This is a genomic window from Anaeromonas frigoriresistens (assembly GCF_016820655.1).
In the GTDB taxonomy this organism is placed as follows: Bacteria; Bacillota; Clostridia; order Tissierellales; family SIT17; genus Anaeromonas; species Anaeromonas frigoriresistens.
Window position 1 is genome coordinate 86778 of record NZ_WSFT01000050.1, and the last position, 16591, is coordinate 103368.

At 30.9% G+C, this 16591-nt stretch carries 13 protein-coding genes and 1 pseudogene; 1 reads left to right on the forward strand and 13 read right to left on the reverse strand.

The genetic code is table 11. The features are described from left to right. Positions 1-288: 288 nt before the first annotated feature. From GOQ27_RS13505 to GOQ27_RS13545, 8 genes and pseudogenes are all read right to left on the reverse strand, one after another. Complete coding sequence (locus tag GOQ27_RS13505; protein WP_203367400.1) at positions 289-807, reverse strand: hypothetical protein; 519 nt, start codon at positions 805-807, stop codon at positions 289-291. Positions 808-909: 102 nt separating this feature from the next. Next, positions 910-2247, reverse strand: a pseudogene (locus tag GOQ27_RS17215) (serine hydrolase domain-containing protein). Positions 2248-2832: 585 nt separating this feature from the next. Then, positions 2833-3753 (reverse strand): Fic family protein, encoded by a 921-nt coding sequence (locus GOQ27_RS13520; protein WP_203367403.1) that lies wholly within the window; start codon positions 3751-3753, stop codon positions 2833-2835. Between the two features lie 493 nt (positions 3754-4246). Further along, positions 4247-4801: a flavodoxin domain-containing protein gene (locus GOQ27_RS13525; protein ID WP_203367404.1), complete on the reverse strand. Its 555-nt coding sequence runs from the start codon at positions 4799-4801 to the stop codon at positions 4247-4249. Positions 4802-5230: 429 nt separating this feature from the next. Further along, the gene (locus GOQ27_RS13530) at positions 5231-6298 is read right to left on the reverse strand and encodes a serine hydrolase domain-containing protein (RefSeq protein WP_203367405.1); all 1068 of its coding nucleotides are present in this window, start codon (positions 6296-6298) and stop codon (positions 5231-5233) included. Positions 6299-6985: 687 nt separating this feature from the next. Then, on the reverse strand, positions 6986-8353 hold the full coding sequence (rlmD, locus tag GOQ27_RS13535; protein WP_203367406.1) for a 23S rRNA (uracil(1939)-C(5))-methyltransferase RlmD: 1368 nt from the start codon (positions 8351-8353) through the stop codon (positions 6986-6988). Between the two features lie 131 nt (positions 8354-8484). Continuing rightward, on the reverse strand, positions 8485-8961 hold the full coding sequence (locus GOQ27_RS13540; protein ID WP_203367407.1) for a pyridoxamine 5'-phosphate oxidase family protein: 477 nt from the start codon (positions 8959-8961) through the stop codon (positions 8485-8487). A 96-nt stretch (positions 8962-9057) separates the two neighbouring features. Further along, entirely contained in the window at positions 9058-9444 is a 387-nt protein-coding gene (locus GOQ27_RS13545; protein WP_203367408.1) for an ATP-binding protein, read from the reverse strand. A gap of 206 nt (positions 9445-9650) precedes the next feature. Between GOQ27_RS13545 and rd the strand changes: the two genes are divergently transcribed. Beyond that, positions 9651-9812, forward strand: coding sequence for a rubredoxin (rd, locus tag GOQ27_RS13550; RefSeq protein WP_203367409.1), 162 nt, complete (start codon positions 9651-9653; stop codon positions 9810-9812). A 51-nt stretch (positions 9813-9863) separates the two neighbouring features. On the opposite strand, the gene yihA is transcribed toward rd, so the two are convergent. From yihA to tig, 5 genes are all read right to left on the reverse strand, one after another. Then, positions 9864-10454 carry a ribosome biogenesis GTP-binding protein YihA/YsxC gene (gene yihA, locus GOQ27_RS13555; RefSeq protein WP_203367410.1) on the reverse strand — a complete coding sequence of 197 codons (591 nt, stop codon included), beginning with the start codon at positions 10452-10454 and terminating at the stop codon, positions 9864-9866. Beyond that, positions 10454-12781: an endopeptidase La gene (gene lon, locus GOQ27_RS13560; protein ID WP_203367411.1), complete on the reverse strand. Its 2328-nt coding sequence runs from the start codon at positions 12779-12781 to the stop codon at positions 10454-10456. Before lon ends, yihA begins: the two co-directional genes overlap by 1 nt. A 223-nt stretch (positions 12782-13004) precedes the next feature. Next, complete coding sequence (gene clpX, locus GOQ27_RS13565; protein WP_203367412.1) at positions 13005-14282, reverse strand: ATP-dependent Clp protease ATP-binding subunit ClpX; 1278 nt, start codon at positions 14280-14282, stop codon at positions 13005-13007. Positions 14283-14302: 20 nt separating this feature from the next. Then, complete coding sequence (gene clpP / locus GOQ27_RS13570) at positions 14303-14887, reverse strand: ATP-dependent Clp endopeptidase proteolytic subunit ClpP (RefSeq protein ID WP_203367413.1); 585 nt, start codon at positions 14885-14887, stop codon at positions 14303-14305. A 34-nt stretch (positions 14888-14921) separates the two neighbouring features. Then, positions 14922-16208: a trigger factor gene (tig, locus tag GOQ27_RS13575; RefSeq protein ID WP_203367414.1), complete on the reverse strand. Its 1287-nt coding sequence runs from the start codon at positions 16206-16208 to the stop codon at positions 14922-14924. Between the last annotated feature and the right edge of the window lie 383 nt (positions 16209-16591).

Here is a 16591-nt window from a genome sequence, read left to right on the forward strand (position 1 = left end):
TTCGCTTCACTCGTACTCTTGGACATTCCTGACATGAAACGTACATCTGCTTCTTCAGTCCCTTTACTCCTTCACAAGCAGTGTTACCGTCTCCACATAGCTTGAGAGGACAGAATGAATGTCCTTCGAGTTATCAGTACAAGGGAACATATCTATAGCATTTTTAGCAATATCGGTAGGAGGGAATATATCGAGTAGCTATAGTCCCATTTCCAAATGGGTTTTGGTAGAAAAGTTGATATTACTTTTTAAAAAAATATGGAGTCCCCCCTATGCCCATTCACTTTCTTAAACCTCTGCTTTAACAAATGTAAAGACGTGAATGTCTGTAAATAGTATGGCTTGATTTCCTACTGTGAATATAAAATCATATTGATCGTACAAAGGATCATCAATATAAATTCTTTTTTCTAAATATTTAATTGTATTTTCCTTACTAATTCTATTTTTTATGTCTCTAATTGATATTTTAAATTGTTTTAAAAAGTTCTCTTTATTATCTTTGTTAAATTCGAGAAAATATACAGGTTCTTTATTCCTAAGCACAAAATTTTCAATCATATTATCCTCTCTGAATTTTAAAGAAACTTCCTTATAATACATTAGTTCTTTTTCATTTTTTAGCCATTTAATAAAATCATTTTCTTCTAATAAATGAGCATGGCTTCTATATACATAAACTCCTTCTGCTGAATTAATTGCATCAATAACTATTTCAGTAGTATTATTTATATCATAGTCCTGCCAAACTGAAAAATCAGTAATGTAAAGCTCTTTTATATCATGATACTTTTCATATGTACTCATAAAGTTTACTCATCCTTTCATTTAAAATCCTAATATTCAAACTCTATACCTGTAGCCTAACTGTAAAGTTGTTCTATAGGTCTGTTATTCCCCCTCTTGATTCTAATCATTTGACATTATAGATAAAATTTCCTTAGCTATAGAATTAAAATCGATGTCACTTGTATTGGTTAATAAAAAGAAACCCGCATTTTTATCTTCTACAATTCCTATAAAACAACTAAAACCCATTGTCTGACCGTTATGCCAAATTATTGTGTAATCTTCAATAAAGTTTTTATCTATTATCCAACCCAACCCCATACTTTCATGCTCATCTATTTCGAAAAATGCTTCTTTCGATAAAGCTATAAAATCATCTTTATTACCTATAACTGCTTTAAGAAAACTTAACATATCTTCTCCTGATGACCTAATTCCACCTGCACCTGCCATACCGTTTTCTAAATTTAGTGGTGACGCGATTAACCCGAAACTTAAACTCCCCACTCTATTGTATTTATAAAAGCCTCTATTATAGGAATCTTTGTGATTTTCAGTAAGGTTTACTATTGTGTTTTCTAACTTAAGTCTATCCAGAATAACTTTTTTAAGGTTTTCTTCATAAGTTAATCCTTCTTTATCAGATAACAAAAACCCTAGTAGCCCCATACCAACATTAGAATAATCCGAGTTTCAACCTATTTCACTGGTGACTTCCATGGTTTCCATATAGTCGAATATCCTTTTCTCAGTAAATTTATAGTATGGATTTGTCCCTAAAAGTCCAGCAGAAATATTGATTATTATATCTCGAGGATTCGATATGACTCGAGGTAAGGATGAAGTATGAGTAGCTAAATTTTCTAAGGTTATCTGCTTGTATAATTCCTTGTTTTTATATATTTCTTCGGGTAATAAGGTGTTAATAGGTTGGTTTTCCACTATACTATCAGTTAAGATAGCATCTGCTAGCATCATTCCTGTAAATACTTTGCTAATAGATCCTATCTCGTATAATGTTTTTTCATTTACTTTTTCATTTCTTAAAAAATCTCTATTGGTCTTATATCCATAGGTGTATATTTGTGATCCACTTTCATCAACTATACCTATCACCAAACTGGGTATATCATTGTTTTCAATGTAATTTTGTATTGCTACTTTATATGGTTTATTACTTTTATCCTCATCATTTACTCTTTCTAGCATAGGTTCGTTGTACCATGAAAGATTTAGTCTTGCTGTAAATATAATTACTATTATTAATCCAAATGATAATCTAACTATACCATTAACTTTAGTCCGAGTAATTTTCTCATTATTTGGGTATGGTTTTTTCTTTTTTTCAGCATGTTTTACAGCTACTCCTTTAGGATTAACAATTCTTTTGATACCTTTATAAAAAAACGAATCAATTATCCCGTAAATTAAGGCCAAAATAGGTAAGTATTTTAACATGCACTTTCACCCCTTTCCTACTCTTTCATCTATTAGAAAATCTATATCTCACTTTGATAGCAACTTTTTCATATCCGACTATACAAATCACTGTTTTTTAACACCATATCTCTATCCCTACATTAAACTTATTTACTTTTTTTGTATGCTTGTCATCCATCTACTGGTTTCTTAGGATCCTTTGGGAATATCCCAAGCCAACCTAGATTCATAAACTCCCTCTATTTTTTCTTCACAGATTAAAATCTGAACAGGACATTCTCATATCCCACATTTTTCCGAAGGCTCTTTTTCTTTGATATAGCCCTTTTTTTCATCCTCACAGTAATTAGTTTACAATACTATTCTAGTCTTAGAAGCTAAAAATAACAATTATCAAATGGAAAATATTGTTATAAATTAACATTTAAAACATTGTTGACAGCACTACATCTTTTGCTAAACGGTTGAACCCTTAAAGCAAAACTACATTTTTAGTGGTGAGTACAATCCAGCTCTTTCTACCTATCTTCTTCAAACACATATGTATTAAGCCGTCTGCTTTAGGTATAAAAACCTGATATAATCAACTATTTCGCCTTATTTTTAATCTAATACAGATAACCACAGCTCTGCCGACTCTATCACAAGTTCTGATACCAGTTCTATGAATGGCTCATAATTCATAGTTGTATGGGCCATATCAAGAACATCATAGTATCTTGCCCGCTCCTCATTCTTTATTATAATAGGAGGGTATCCATTTCTCATTAACTCAAAATTAAGAAGCAGTCTTGCAGTTCTTCCATACCCGTCAATGAATGGATGAATTTTCACAAACTCTCCATGTAACAATGTCGCTCTCACCACTGGATGAAACTCTTTCCATTCATTCTGATATTCTACAATAAGTTTTTGCATCAAATATCCAACTTGATAATGTTTAGGTGGTATATGTTTCGCTCCACTTATTACAACATTCTCACTTCGGTATTTACCAGCATTGATATTATCTATTTCTTTCAATATCAGAGCATGAATGTTTTTTATATTCCATTCAGAAAGTGGTTCTTTATTAGAAATAAGATCTTCTACAAAGAGTATTGCTTGTCGATGATTAATTGTTTCTAGATGTTCAACCATGGTTTTCCCACCAATGGTAATTCCTTCAAGAACAACTTTTGTCTCTGATAATGTTAGAGTATTTCCTTCTATTGCATTACTATGATATGTCCATTCAACAATGATTTTCTCTTGCAGCGATTTAGAAAGTCCTTTGGAAAAAGGTCTGTGCTCATCAATAGAGTGTTTAAGTGAATCAATATAACTGAAGTCAAATTCTAATCCAATGTAGTTCTTCTTATTTATTTCTCTTGCGTCCACAGGTTTAACAGCATCAAAAGGTATGGACCAATTACGGCCAATTTTTATTACTCCTTCGATACGACCTTCATTGCATAGCACTCGGATTCTACGATCACTTATTCCCCATTTTTCACTTGCTTCCTTTGAACTTATATACTTCATCAATATCACCTCATCAATATAGTATACCGTTATCGGAATATTGACAATATTCCGATAACGGTATAACGAAAGGATTATCTTCTCTTTTATTTCTGCTGCGCATTGTATAAAAAGTATCACTTGATTTTATTGTCATCCTGAACGGAGTGAAGGATCTTAGGTTCTAAAATACAGATTCTTCGTCGCGAACTCCTCAGAATGACAGAACCAATACTTCATAATTTTCTACAACTACTCATTAATATATTCTGCTATATCATTCAACTATCTATGCAAAACTCCACACAGTAATACAACCTTTAAAAGCATATATTTATTTCCATCGACTTAAAACAGTCTGTCTCCATAGTACCTAAAACCCTTAATTTCATCCATTATTTTCGCTCTATCAACACCACTGTCTCCACGTAGGTTTTGAAATAAATCTAATAATAATTAGCGAAATAAATAGAGGGTTATCCCCTATCATACATTATTATTGAAAAAAGCGCATCTAATTTTCTTTAGATGAAGGTCTATTAAGTAGTTGGTTTAAATAGTCAATCATAGGCTTTATATATTCACTACTAGAATGATCGTATGATTTTGAAATAGCTTTACGAGTTCCCTCTTCTATATCTGATTTATTATTTTTAAATTCTAGTACTCTGTTATAAGTTCTCATTATAGTTTTATCAAGTAAGCCCATTTTTTCATAATTAATTCCGCTCTGAAAATAGTAAAATTTAATGCTATTTAGCTCATTTACTGAAAAATTATTCATTTCTATTGTTGAAAAAATCTCTTTGCTATAAGGTGCTCCCCCTGTTGCAAAAACAACAATCTTTTTACTACTCAAATCCAATACTTTCTTTTTAAATTCCTTTACTCCTTGTATATGACCAGCGTGCATACCAGCTCCATAAATAATAATATCATATCTATTCAAATCAACATTATTAACCTGATCAAAAGGTATTGTCTGACAAGTAATCACTTCAGTAATCCAATCTACATATTTTTTTGTAAACCCAGTCTTGGTTTTATATATTATTAGTATAGATTCCATGTTACCACCCTCATTTTTTATCCCTATATATTTTTATCTATAATAAATCCCCATTACACTGAATTCATCAGTAAATTGCTCTCACTTTTAAACATCACAATAAGATGAATTACAATATCTGTTGAAGTTTCTTTCTTGCAAAATCTATCGTTTAGAAAAACTTTTTGACCATGAATATACATAGTTGCATGAGCAATTTGATCATTATTACATTCTTGTGAATAATCACGATTATAAACAATACTTTCTCCTTTAGTACTAAAACTCTTTTCATAAAAAGTAATTGCTTCTCTATCATCCCAACTGGTTCAATATTCACTATCACCCTATCTGAAATAACCACAACTATCACAAATGTATTATATAAAAACGAACTTATGAGAAAAGCAACTTATAAGTACCCTTAGTTTTTATAAGACAAAACATGACTTATAAAACCGATTTAATAACTTTTAAAATAGCTTTTGTAACAGCAGAATGTCCTGCACCATTTATCTGATTTGTAGTACCGGTAAAATATAAATCCGTATCAGGATTATACCATGCAAAGGAACCAGTTTGTCCCCAAAACCCTACAATCTCTGTTATTCGTTTAAATGGAGAAATTACTCTAGGAATAAAGAGTTTTTCCAATCCTATTCCATAATAGAAAAGACTAGGTGGAGGTAATATGAAATTCCACTTTTTCAAGTCTTCTATACTGTCTTTTGGAAAAAAGTGTCCATTAAAAAACTCTTTTAAAAAGATCATTGATTCCTCTGCTGTAGAAACAATACCTCCTTCCGATGTTACTGATACCATGTAATTCGGAAGCCATAATTTTTTTGACTTATAATAAAAAGGAACAGGCTTATTGTCAGAGGGATCTTTATAAGCATAGGTATTCTTAAAATTAAGCTCATCAAATATGTACTCTTTAAATACTTCACTAATATTCTTCTGTGTAATTGTTTCAATAATTTTGCTAATAAGTTGATAGTTAGTGTCAGAATATGCTGCTTTCCCTTTTTTTCCTGGTACAAAATTAGGTATAAGCTCTTTGACTAAGTTTATTGTTTTATCTAGATTCCATGATTCATCTTTGCCATCTAGGAGTTCTGAAGCAGAGGTTTTTCCATCGGATTGTTTATGAAAAAAGTAATCTGGTATTCCAGAGGTATTTGAAATAAGATGTTTAATGGTAATCTCATTGGAATAGTCAACACCTTTTAAAACATGAAGTCCTTCCATGAACTCATCAGATAAATATTTTGAAATTTTATCATGAAGATTTATTCTTCCTTCCTTTATAAGCTTCATAATAACTGCTGTTATGTATAGTTTCGTGACACTAGCAATAAAATATTGGCTATCCTTTTTCATCTCCCCAGCGGCTCCTGTCCAGCAAAAACTGTTATCCCCGCTTTCAACGCAAAGTACCGCACTAAAAACGTCTTTTTTATTTCCAATCTCTTCAACAACATTATTAAGAAATTCTTCTTTTATTCTCAACCCCATTGTTACTCCCCTTTTAAAAAATAAAATTATAGAATTTTACATCTATACTAATTATTATAACCTTAATACTATAATATGTATATGTCATATCAAGGTCAATTGTATGATTATCTCTCAACGGGTAGTAGAATTATAATGCTAAAACGTAGTTATAATGCAATATCCTCACTAAAGACCCCTTTTAGATTAGGAGGTATTAATTAATTATTAAAATGTCATCTTATTGATTTCTAAATCCTACCTTACTAGAATAGGGGTAAGCATAATTAATAAAGTAATTAATACATTAATATATCGCTTTATATTTACTCCCTATATCCTTAGTATTCATTTTAGTAGTAGAAAGTTAAAAACGTCTTATATAAAACTTAAATTTATCTTAAATTAAATATTTTTTATAACTTTTCACAAAGGTCATTCCTATTTCTATCAGAAAAAATCACTAAGTCTAATGTATTCATTTTGAAGTTTTGTTTATTATATGTTTTTTATTTCTAAAATAATATTTCTATTATTACAGTAACAAATCCTCTTTCTAATTTTCACCGGTATAAAGGAATTTCTTATTTGATATACTTTTTATATTCTTCATAAAAGTAAAATACCTCTATAAAAAAAATTCCTCAAACATCAGTCTGAGGAAACATATATTTTACTATTAAGTTCATTTAAAACCTCTTAAAAGCTTTAAATTAACCTATTTTTCTCTATCAAGCAAACCGTCTCCACATGCGGCGTATGAGGGAACATATCCATACACTTTACCTTTTTCACTTCATATCCTAATTCCTTAAATTCTTGTAAGTCCTCTGCTAGAGATGTAGGTTTACAGGATACATATACTATTCTTGGGGAATTAAAGTCTGCTATTTTCTTTATAGCTTTAGTGTGGACTCCACTTCTTGGAGGATCCAATATAATTAAGTCAGGAGCTTCTTTAAGGTTATCTATTTCTACCAGTACGTCTCCTGCTATAAACTCACAATTATTTAGATCATTTAACACTGCATTATCCTTTGCTTTTTCAACTGCTTCTTCTACTATTTCTATTCCTACTACTTTTTTAGCTACTGGAGCCATTATTTGAGCTATTGTACCAGTACCACAGTATAGATCAAATACCGTTTTATTATCTGTTTCTCCTGCATATTCTCTTACTATTTCATAGAGTCTTTCTGCTCCTAGAGAATTTGTTTGGAAAAATGAGAATGCGGATATATTAAAGGAAAGTCCTAATAATTCCTCAGTTATATAGTCATCTCCGTATAGTACCCTTGTCTCATCACTTTGTACTGTATCGGCTAAACCATCATTTATAGTATGAAGAAATCCTTTTAATTTCCCTATATATTGTATTTCTTTTAGTTCATCTATTAACTCCGCTAAATCCAATTCTTTTTGAGAACTTGTAACAAGGTTTACTAGTATTTCTCCTGTATTAGCTGCCTTTCTTATAACTAAATGCCTTAATACTCCTTCGTGTCTCATTTTATGATAGAAGGGTACTTCTTTTTCTTTGAAATATTCTAATACAGTAGTTAATATATCTGTAAAATCCTCATCTACTATTTGACAATGAGGCACTGATAAAATTTCATAGAATTTTCCCTTTTGATGCATACCAAGACTTAATGGACCATCTTTATATTCATCTCCAAAGGTAAACTCCATCTTATTTCTATATTCCCAAGACTTAGGACTTCTCTCGATTCCTTCAAACTCAAAATTATCTATATCTGCCTTTTGTAATATCTCTAATACTTGGTTTTTCTTCATATCCAATTGATCTTCATAAGTAAGATTTTGATAACTGCATCCTCCACAGTCCCAAAAATGAACACACCTTGGTTCTATTTCTTTTTCATCTCTCTCTAACACCTCTAAAAGTCTTGCTTCTATTTTATTTTTTCTGTCTTTTTTAACTCTAGCCATTACCTTCTGTCCTGCTATTGTATCTTTTATAATAACTTTTTTTCCGTTATATTCTCCAATTCCTTTATTAGGAAATTCTACATTCTCTATTTTGACTTCAAACTCTTTTTTCTTTTTTCCCATATTACTACTCCTTTCAATATCATATATAACCACGAACTGTATTTTAAAACTTAAATATAAGTATATTATATTATGCCAATAAAACAAAGAAAAAAATACAGATGGATTAACATCTGTATTGAATATATTTATTAAAAATCTGCATCTTTTGTTTGTACTTCCCCATTCTTTAAAATTTGTTTTGTTCTATTCCCTTCTTGTAATGAATCTAAGTATACTATCTCTTCAGGAATTACTTTAATTATCTTAATATCTTCATGTTGTTCTAAGAGATGTTTATCATAGATGTATTTCTTTGCTTCTTCCATGATACTACTATCTTTAGTACTTGTTATTGCCTTACCAAAAACCTGTAGACCTTTTATTCTTTTGTAGTCAATATACTCAGTGTTTACTAAAAAACATACATTATTATTCTTTTCTATTGCTCTAAATTTATCTCCTCCTGCTGATAGAATATAGATATCCATATCATTTCCAGTAAAGTATATAACAGGACTACTACGAGGATAATCCCCTAATACTGTTGCTAGAGTTCCTGATCGGTGTTCATTTAATACATCATGTATTTCTCTTGTCAACTCATTTTTAGATAATTTATTATTCAAAATATCATCTCCTTTAAAAGTACTCTTTTATATTATTTAATAAAGGAGAATTTACTATTCATAAATTCAAAAAATAAAAACTCCCCAACTGGAGAGTTATAAGTATTTTATCGAGATTACTCGATTATCTTGAACGTAAAATTCATCACTCAACCCATCAACTATTTTAAGTCCTCTACCACCTAAGGTTAAAGCTGTAGGATCATAATTATCTCTTTCATATTTAAATCCTTCTCCTTCATCCTTTATTTCTATTTTTAGGTGTTTTTCAGAGACTTCTATTAATAGGTTTACGAGTCTTTCTCTCTCTTCTTTGTTACCATGTCTTATACCATTACAAATCAGTTCATCTAAAATAAGTCTTGCATCAAATAATAATGAATCATCTGGAAGCAGTGACTGAAGATTTTTTTGTATGTTTTTTAAATCTTCTTGTATATCTAGTAGATCACTGATTAATGATTTTTCAATGATATAGCTCAATGTCATCACACCATTCTGTTTTATATTTTCTTTTTTTATTTGTCTATTATTTATTTACCCCTGGATATATATAATAATCTATTTATAGTTGTTTTTTTTATTAAAAATAAATATAATATAATTATCATTTTGATGTTTAAAAAACTCAGGATGTGGGTAATATTAGAATTAGTTACATAATAATTTTTATGAAAGGGGTTTTTTTAATGCAAAAGTATGTATGTATGCCATGTGGTTGGGTTTATGACCCAGAAGTAGGAGATCCAGATGGAGGTATTGCTCCTGGTACTGCTTTCGAAGATATTCCAGAGGATTGGGTATGCCCAGTTTGTGGTGCTGGAAAAGATATGTTCGAACCAGAGGAATAATATAATTTAGTAATCAAAGGCTTCCTTATATAAGGAAGCCTTTCTTATTGTCTATCCTATTTCTAATACTTCATCAAATAACTGCCATACCTTATCTTTATTCTGCTTCTTTGTAGCAGAGAAAGGTATTATCAAGCTTCTATCCTCTACACCTAATTCTCTAAGTATAACAGATACTTGTTTAGCTTGCTGATTTTTTGATAATTTATCTGCTTTTGTAGCTATTACAATGCCAGTACATCCAATAGACTTTATCCAATCATACATCATTTTATCATGCTCTCCAGGAGAATGACGGATATCTACTAATAAAACAACTTCCCTTAGGGACTGTCTCTTTGTAAGATATCTATTGATCATCTCAGCCCATTTTTCTCTTTCTTTTCTAGAAACTCTTGCATATCCATAACCAGGAAGGTCTACAAATCTAAATTCATCATTTATATTATAGAAATTTAATGTCTGAGTCTTTCCAGGCTGACCGCTGGTTCTTGCTAGATTTTTTCTATTTATTAATGTATTTATTAAAGAAGATTTTCCCACATTAGATCTTCCCGCTAATGCTATCTCCGGTACTCCTTCAGGTGGATATTGTTCTTCTTTTACAGCGGTTATTATTATTTCAGCCTTTTTTACTAACATTACTTTTCCCCCTTAACTAATGCATGATCTAGTACCTCATCCATAGTTTTTACAAAAACAAATTCAATATTTTTCTTTATCTTATCTGGTATTTCATCCATATCTTTTTTATTGTCCCATGGTAATAACACTTTTTTAATACCTAATCTATTAGCAGCTAATACTTTTTCTTTTACTCCACCTATAGGTAATACTCTGCCTCTTAAGGTTATTTCTCCAGTCATAGCTACATCACCATTTACTGGTATATCAGTCAGTGCAGATATAACAGCAGTAGCCATAGTAATACCAGCTGATGGTCCATCTTTTGGTATTGCTCCTTCTGGAACATGAATATGAAGATCTCTTTTAGTATGGAAGTCCTTATCTATTTCTAATTCTTCTACCTTTGATCTTATATAACTTATTCCTGTTACTGCAGATTCCTTCATTACATCTCCTAATTTACCTGTTAACTGAAGTTTACCTTTACCTGGCATAGGAGTTACTTCTATAGATAATGTTTCTCCTCCTACTGCTGTCCAAGCTAGACCTGTTGCCAGTCCTATTTGATCTTCTCTTTCAGTTTCTGATCTTCTAAACTTAGGAGTCCCTAAATAATTAGATAGAGTTCTAGTATTCACCTTTACACTCTTGATATTCTCTTCAACTATTCTTTTAGCTACTTTTCTCATTACATTTGCTATATTTCTTTCTAAATTTCTAACTCCAGCTTCTCGAGTATAGTTTTCAATTATAGCTTCTAATGTATTATCGGATAAAGAAACATTCTTCTCCTTTAATCCATGTTCTTTTCTTTGTTTTGGAACTAAGTACCTTTTTGCAATTTCTACCTTTTCTTCTTCTGTATATCCTGATATCCTGATTACTTCCATCCTATCTAATAAAGGTCTTGGTATATTATTTAATGAATTAGCTGTTGTTATAAACATTACCTTTGATAAATCAAAAGGTGCTTCTAAGAAATGATCAGTAAAAGTATTATTTTGTTCAGGATCTAATACTTCGAGTAATGCTGATGCAGGGTCTCCCCTAAAGTCACTATTTAATTTATCTATCTCATCAAATAAGAACACAGGATTTTTAGAGCCAGCCTTCTTCATAGATGATACTATTCTTCCAGGTATTGCTCCTACATAAGTTCTTCTATGACCTCTTATTTCTGCTTCATCTCTTACTCCACCTAAAGACATTCTCACAAATTTTCTATTTATAGCCTTTGCTATGGATTTAGCTATTGAGGTTTTACCTACTCCAGGAGGTCCTACTAGACATAGGATTGGTCCCTTCATGTTTTTAGCTAATTTTCTTATAGCTAAATATTCTAATATTCTTTCCTTAACATCTTCTAATCCATAATGATCCTTCTCTAATATCTCTCTAGATTTTTTGATATCCAAACGATCCTTAGTTTCAGTATCCCAAGGTAGCTCTATTATCCATTCAAGATAATTTCTTATAACCCCAGTTTCTGCTGATGAAGGAGATAATCTCCTAAGTCTTTCTGCTTCTTTTATTGACTTCTCTTTTACTTCTTCAGGCATATTTATTTCTTGTATTTTCTCTATATACTCATCAACTTCTGCCTCTAGACCCTCTTCTTCACCTAGTTCTTTTTGAATAGCTTTGATTTGTTCTTTAAGATAATATTCCTTTTGAACCTTATTAATTTGACTTTTAACTCTGTTGTTTATTTCTTCTTCTATCTCTAAAACTTCTATTTCTTCTTCTAATATTATATGAAGCACTTCTAGTCTTGCATAGGGATTAAATGCTTCTAATATTTTTTGCTTATCCTCTGGTTTTAATTGAATATAGGAGGATATAACATCAGCTAATCTACCAGGTTCGTTTATCTCAGATATAGAAACTAATACATCGGGAGATACTTTATTTCCTGCCTTTATGTATTCCTCGAAATTGTCTATGACCATTCTCATCATAGCCTTCATTTCTTTATTTGCTTCAACTTCTTTTTCATATACGAATTCTTCTATCTCTGCTTCAAAATATGGCTCTTCTTGTATTATCTCTCTTACTTTACCTCTATTTATTCCCTCTACTAATACACGAATTGTGTCTCCAGGAAGCTTTAACATCTGTTTTATTTTACATACTGTTCCTACCTCATAAAAATCATCTACAGTAGGCATATCTATCCTAGCTTCCTTTTGAGATGTTAAGAAAATCATTGAATCATTTACCATTGCTTCCTCTAATGCATTCACTGATTTATCTCTACCTACATCAAAATGTATTACCATATAAGGAAATATCGACAGTCCTCTTAAGGGTATTAATGGTATCGTCCTCTTATTACTTTTCACCTTATACTTATCCACCCTATCATCTCCTTTAATTCTTTTGTAATCTTAAATATATTATTAAACTTAAGCCATTTTTTTATTATTAAATTTCCCGTAACTAATATTATAATAATAATACCTGTTTACTGCAATAGTATACTATCAAAGATTCTCTAATAAATTACATACCCTAAAATCTTAAACTATATCAAAAGCCGAGGGATAACTCCCTCGGCTTCCATATTTAAGAAGCTGTTTCTTCTTTATCTTTATCTTTTTCTAACTTCTTTTTTCTCTTTTCTGATAAAACTAATGTTGGTTCAGATTTATTTTGAATTGTATCCTTTGTTACAAGGCACTTTTCAATATCTTCCCTGGATGGTATATCATACATTATATCTAGCATTATTTCTTCTAGAATTCCTCTTAACCCTCTAGCACCAGTTTTTCTTTCAATAGCTTTCTTAGCAACTAATTCTAGAGATTCTTCATCAAATTCTAGTTCTACTCCATCCATATTGAATAGTTCTTTATATTGTTTAACTAATGCATTTTTAGGTTTAGTTAATATTTCAATTAGTGCTTCTTCATCTAATTGACTTAAAGATACTATAACTGGAAGTCTACCTACAAACTCTGGAATTAGTCCATATCTAAGTAAATCCTCTGGTTGGATTAACTTAAGTACTTCACCGATATCTTTAATTTCTCTACTTTGGATATCAGCTCCGAATCCCATTGCTTTTTTACCTACTCTTTGTTGTATCACTTTATCAATACCATCAAAAGCTCCTCCAACAATGAATAATATATTAGTAGTATCTATCTGTATAAACTCTTGGTGAGGATGTTTTCTTCCACCTTGTGGTGGAACACTAGCTACTGTACCTTCAAGGATTTTTAACAGTGCTTGCTGTACACCTTCTCCACTAACATCTCTAGTAATAGATGGATTATCAGATTTTCTGGCAATTTTATCAATCTCATCTATATAGATAATACCTTTTTCAGCCTTTTCTATATCATAATCTGCTGATTGAATAAGCTTAAGTAAGATATTCTCTACATCTTCTCCTACATATCCAGCTTCAGTAAGACTTGTTGCATCAGCAATAGCAAAAGGTACTTTTAGTATTCTTGCTAATGTTTGAGCTAATAACGTCTTACCAGAACCTGTAGGTCCAAGCATTAATATATTACTTTTTTGAAGTTCAATCTCTTCATTAGTCTTCTTTTTGTTTATTCTTTTGTAATGGTTATATACTGCTACAGCTAAAGCTCTTTTTGCTCTATCTTGCTTAATTACATAATCATCAAGAATTTCATTTATCTCTGATGGTTTTGGTAAATCACCCATCTCAAAATCTGCTGTTTCTTCAAATTCTTCATCTATTATTTCTTGGCACAATTCTATACATTCATCACAAATATATACATTAGGCCCTGCAATTAATCTTCTTACTTGATCTTGAGATTTCCCACAAAAGGAGCATTTCAGCTGTTTGTCATCGAACCTTGCCATTAAGACACCTCTCTCAAAAGTTATTTCCTAGAACTGATAACCTCATCAATTAACCCATATTCTTTTGCATCTTCAGCAGACATAAAGTTATCTCTATCTGTATCTCGTGATATCTTGTCTAGTGGCTGGCCTGTTCTATCTGCTAGTATTTCGTTTAGTTTATCTCTCATCTTTAAGATTCTTTCTGCATGAATCTTAATGTCTGCTGCTTGACCTCTTGTTCCGCCTAATGGTTGATGGATCATCACTTCAGAATTTGGTAAAGCATATCTTTTACCTTTTTCTCCGGCAGCTAATAAGAATGCTCCCATACTTGCACACATACCAACACATATTGTTGATACATCTGGCTTTATATATTGCATTGTATCATAAATCGCAAATCCAGAAGTAATTGAACCTCCAGGACTATTAATATAAAGTTGAATGTCCTTATCTGGATCATCCGCTTCTAAAAATAGTAACTGAGCCACTACTAAACTTGCTGTAGTATCATTAATTTCATCACTTATAAATATTATTCTTTCTTTTAATAATCTAGAATAAATATCATAAGATCTTTCTCCTCTGTTTGTTTGTTCTACCACCATAGGTACTAAAGCCATAACAAATCCCTCCTGGTACAATTTTATTATCTACTTATGATAATTTAGCATTTTCTACTAAAAACTCAACAGTCTTAGTTTTAATTATACCCATCTTAATAGATTCTAAATCTTCATCTCTTAGATTACTTTTGAATTTATCTACTTCTTGATTATATTGCTCTGCATACTTTTTAAGCTCAACTTCTACATCTTCATCAGATACTTCAAAGTTTTCCTTTTTACCTATAGCTTCTAATACTAAATCACCTTTAACCATTCTTTCTGCATCTGGTTTTAACTGCTCTTTTAAGTCTTCAATTTTAGTATTTGTTAATTCTAAATATTTATCTAAATCTAATCCTTGATATCTTAATCTATAATCAAGGTTTCTTATTTCATTTTCCATTTGAGATTCTATCATTGCTTCTGGAATCTCAACTTCTGCATTTTCTACTACTTTTTCTATAACATTATTTTCCAACTCAGCTTTTTCCTTATTTTTAGCTTCATCTTCTAATTTACCTTTAATATCTGCCTTTAATTCATCTAATGTATCGAATTCACTAACATCTTTTGCGAACTCATCATCAAGTTCTGGTAATTCTTTTACTTTGATTTCATGAATTGTTACATCAAACTTTGCTTCTTTTCCTTTTAATTCTTCTGCTTGATAATCTTCAGGGAAAGTTACCTTAACTTCTACCTTATCTCCCTTATTCTTTCCTACTAATTGCTCTTCAAATCCTGGTATGAATTGTCCTGATCCAATTTCTAGAGTTTGATTTTCAGCTGTTCCGCCTTCAAACTGCTCTCCATTAACATATCCAGCATAATCAATAGTTACAGTATCTCCTTCTTCAACTGCTCTATCTTCAACTTCTATAAGTCTAGCATTTCTCTCTTGCATAGATTTTAATTCATTTTCTACATCTTCTTCTGATACATTATACTCGTTCTTTTCTACTTCTATTCCTTTGTACTCCCCTAATTTAACTTCAGGCTTTACTGTAACTTCAGCAGTAAATACTACTGGTTCACCTTTTTCTAACTTTTCAATATCTATATCTGGTCTGTCTACAGGCTCAATTTTAGTTTCTTCTATAGCACCTTCGTATGCTTCAGGAAGTACAATGTTTATTGCATCTTCATAGAAAACTCCTTCTCCAAATCTAGACTCTATAATCTTTTTAGGCACCTTGCCCTTTCTAAATCCAGGAATATTAAATTTCCCTCTGTTTTTTAAGTACGCTTTCTGTACTGCATCTTCAAATGTTTTATACTCTACTTCAAATTTTAAAGTAACTTTGTTGTTTTCCTTTTTCTCTACTGTTGAATTCATCTTTGTTCCTCCTTAAAAATGATATATCTATTTTTACCCGATGACTTACAATTCTATATAATTCTCCCCCAAATGAAGAGTTTAGAAGTTGTATAGTCCCTGGATAACACGTCTTTTCATCCAGATGATAAATTTTTTCTGAATTAAGTCTTAGTTTATACCTCTATTCTATTCCTAAATGTTGCATAATCTTTTATATTACTTAAAGTTAACCATTTAATTATACCATAAACATATTATTACAAAAAGATTGAATTTTATTTTTTGCCCACATAATAAAAAAACCAATGGATATACCATTGGCTTAGTATTTTGATGTCAATGGTGCGGGAGAAGGGACTCGAACCCCCACGTCAATGACACTAGATCCTAAGTCTAGCGCG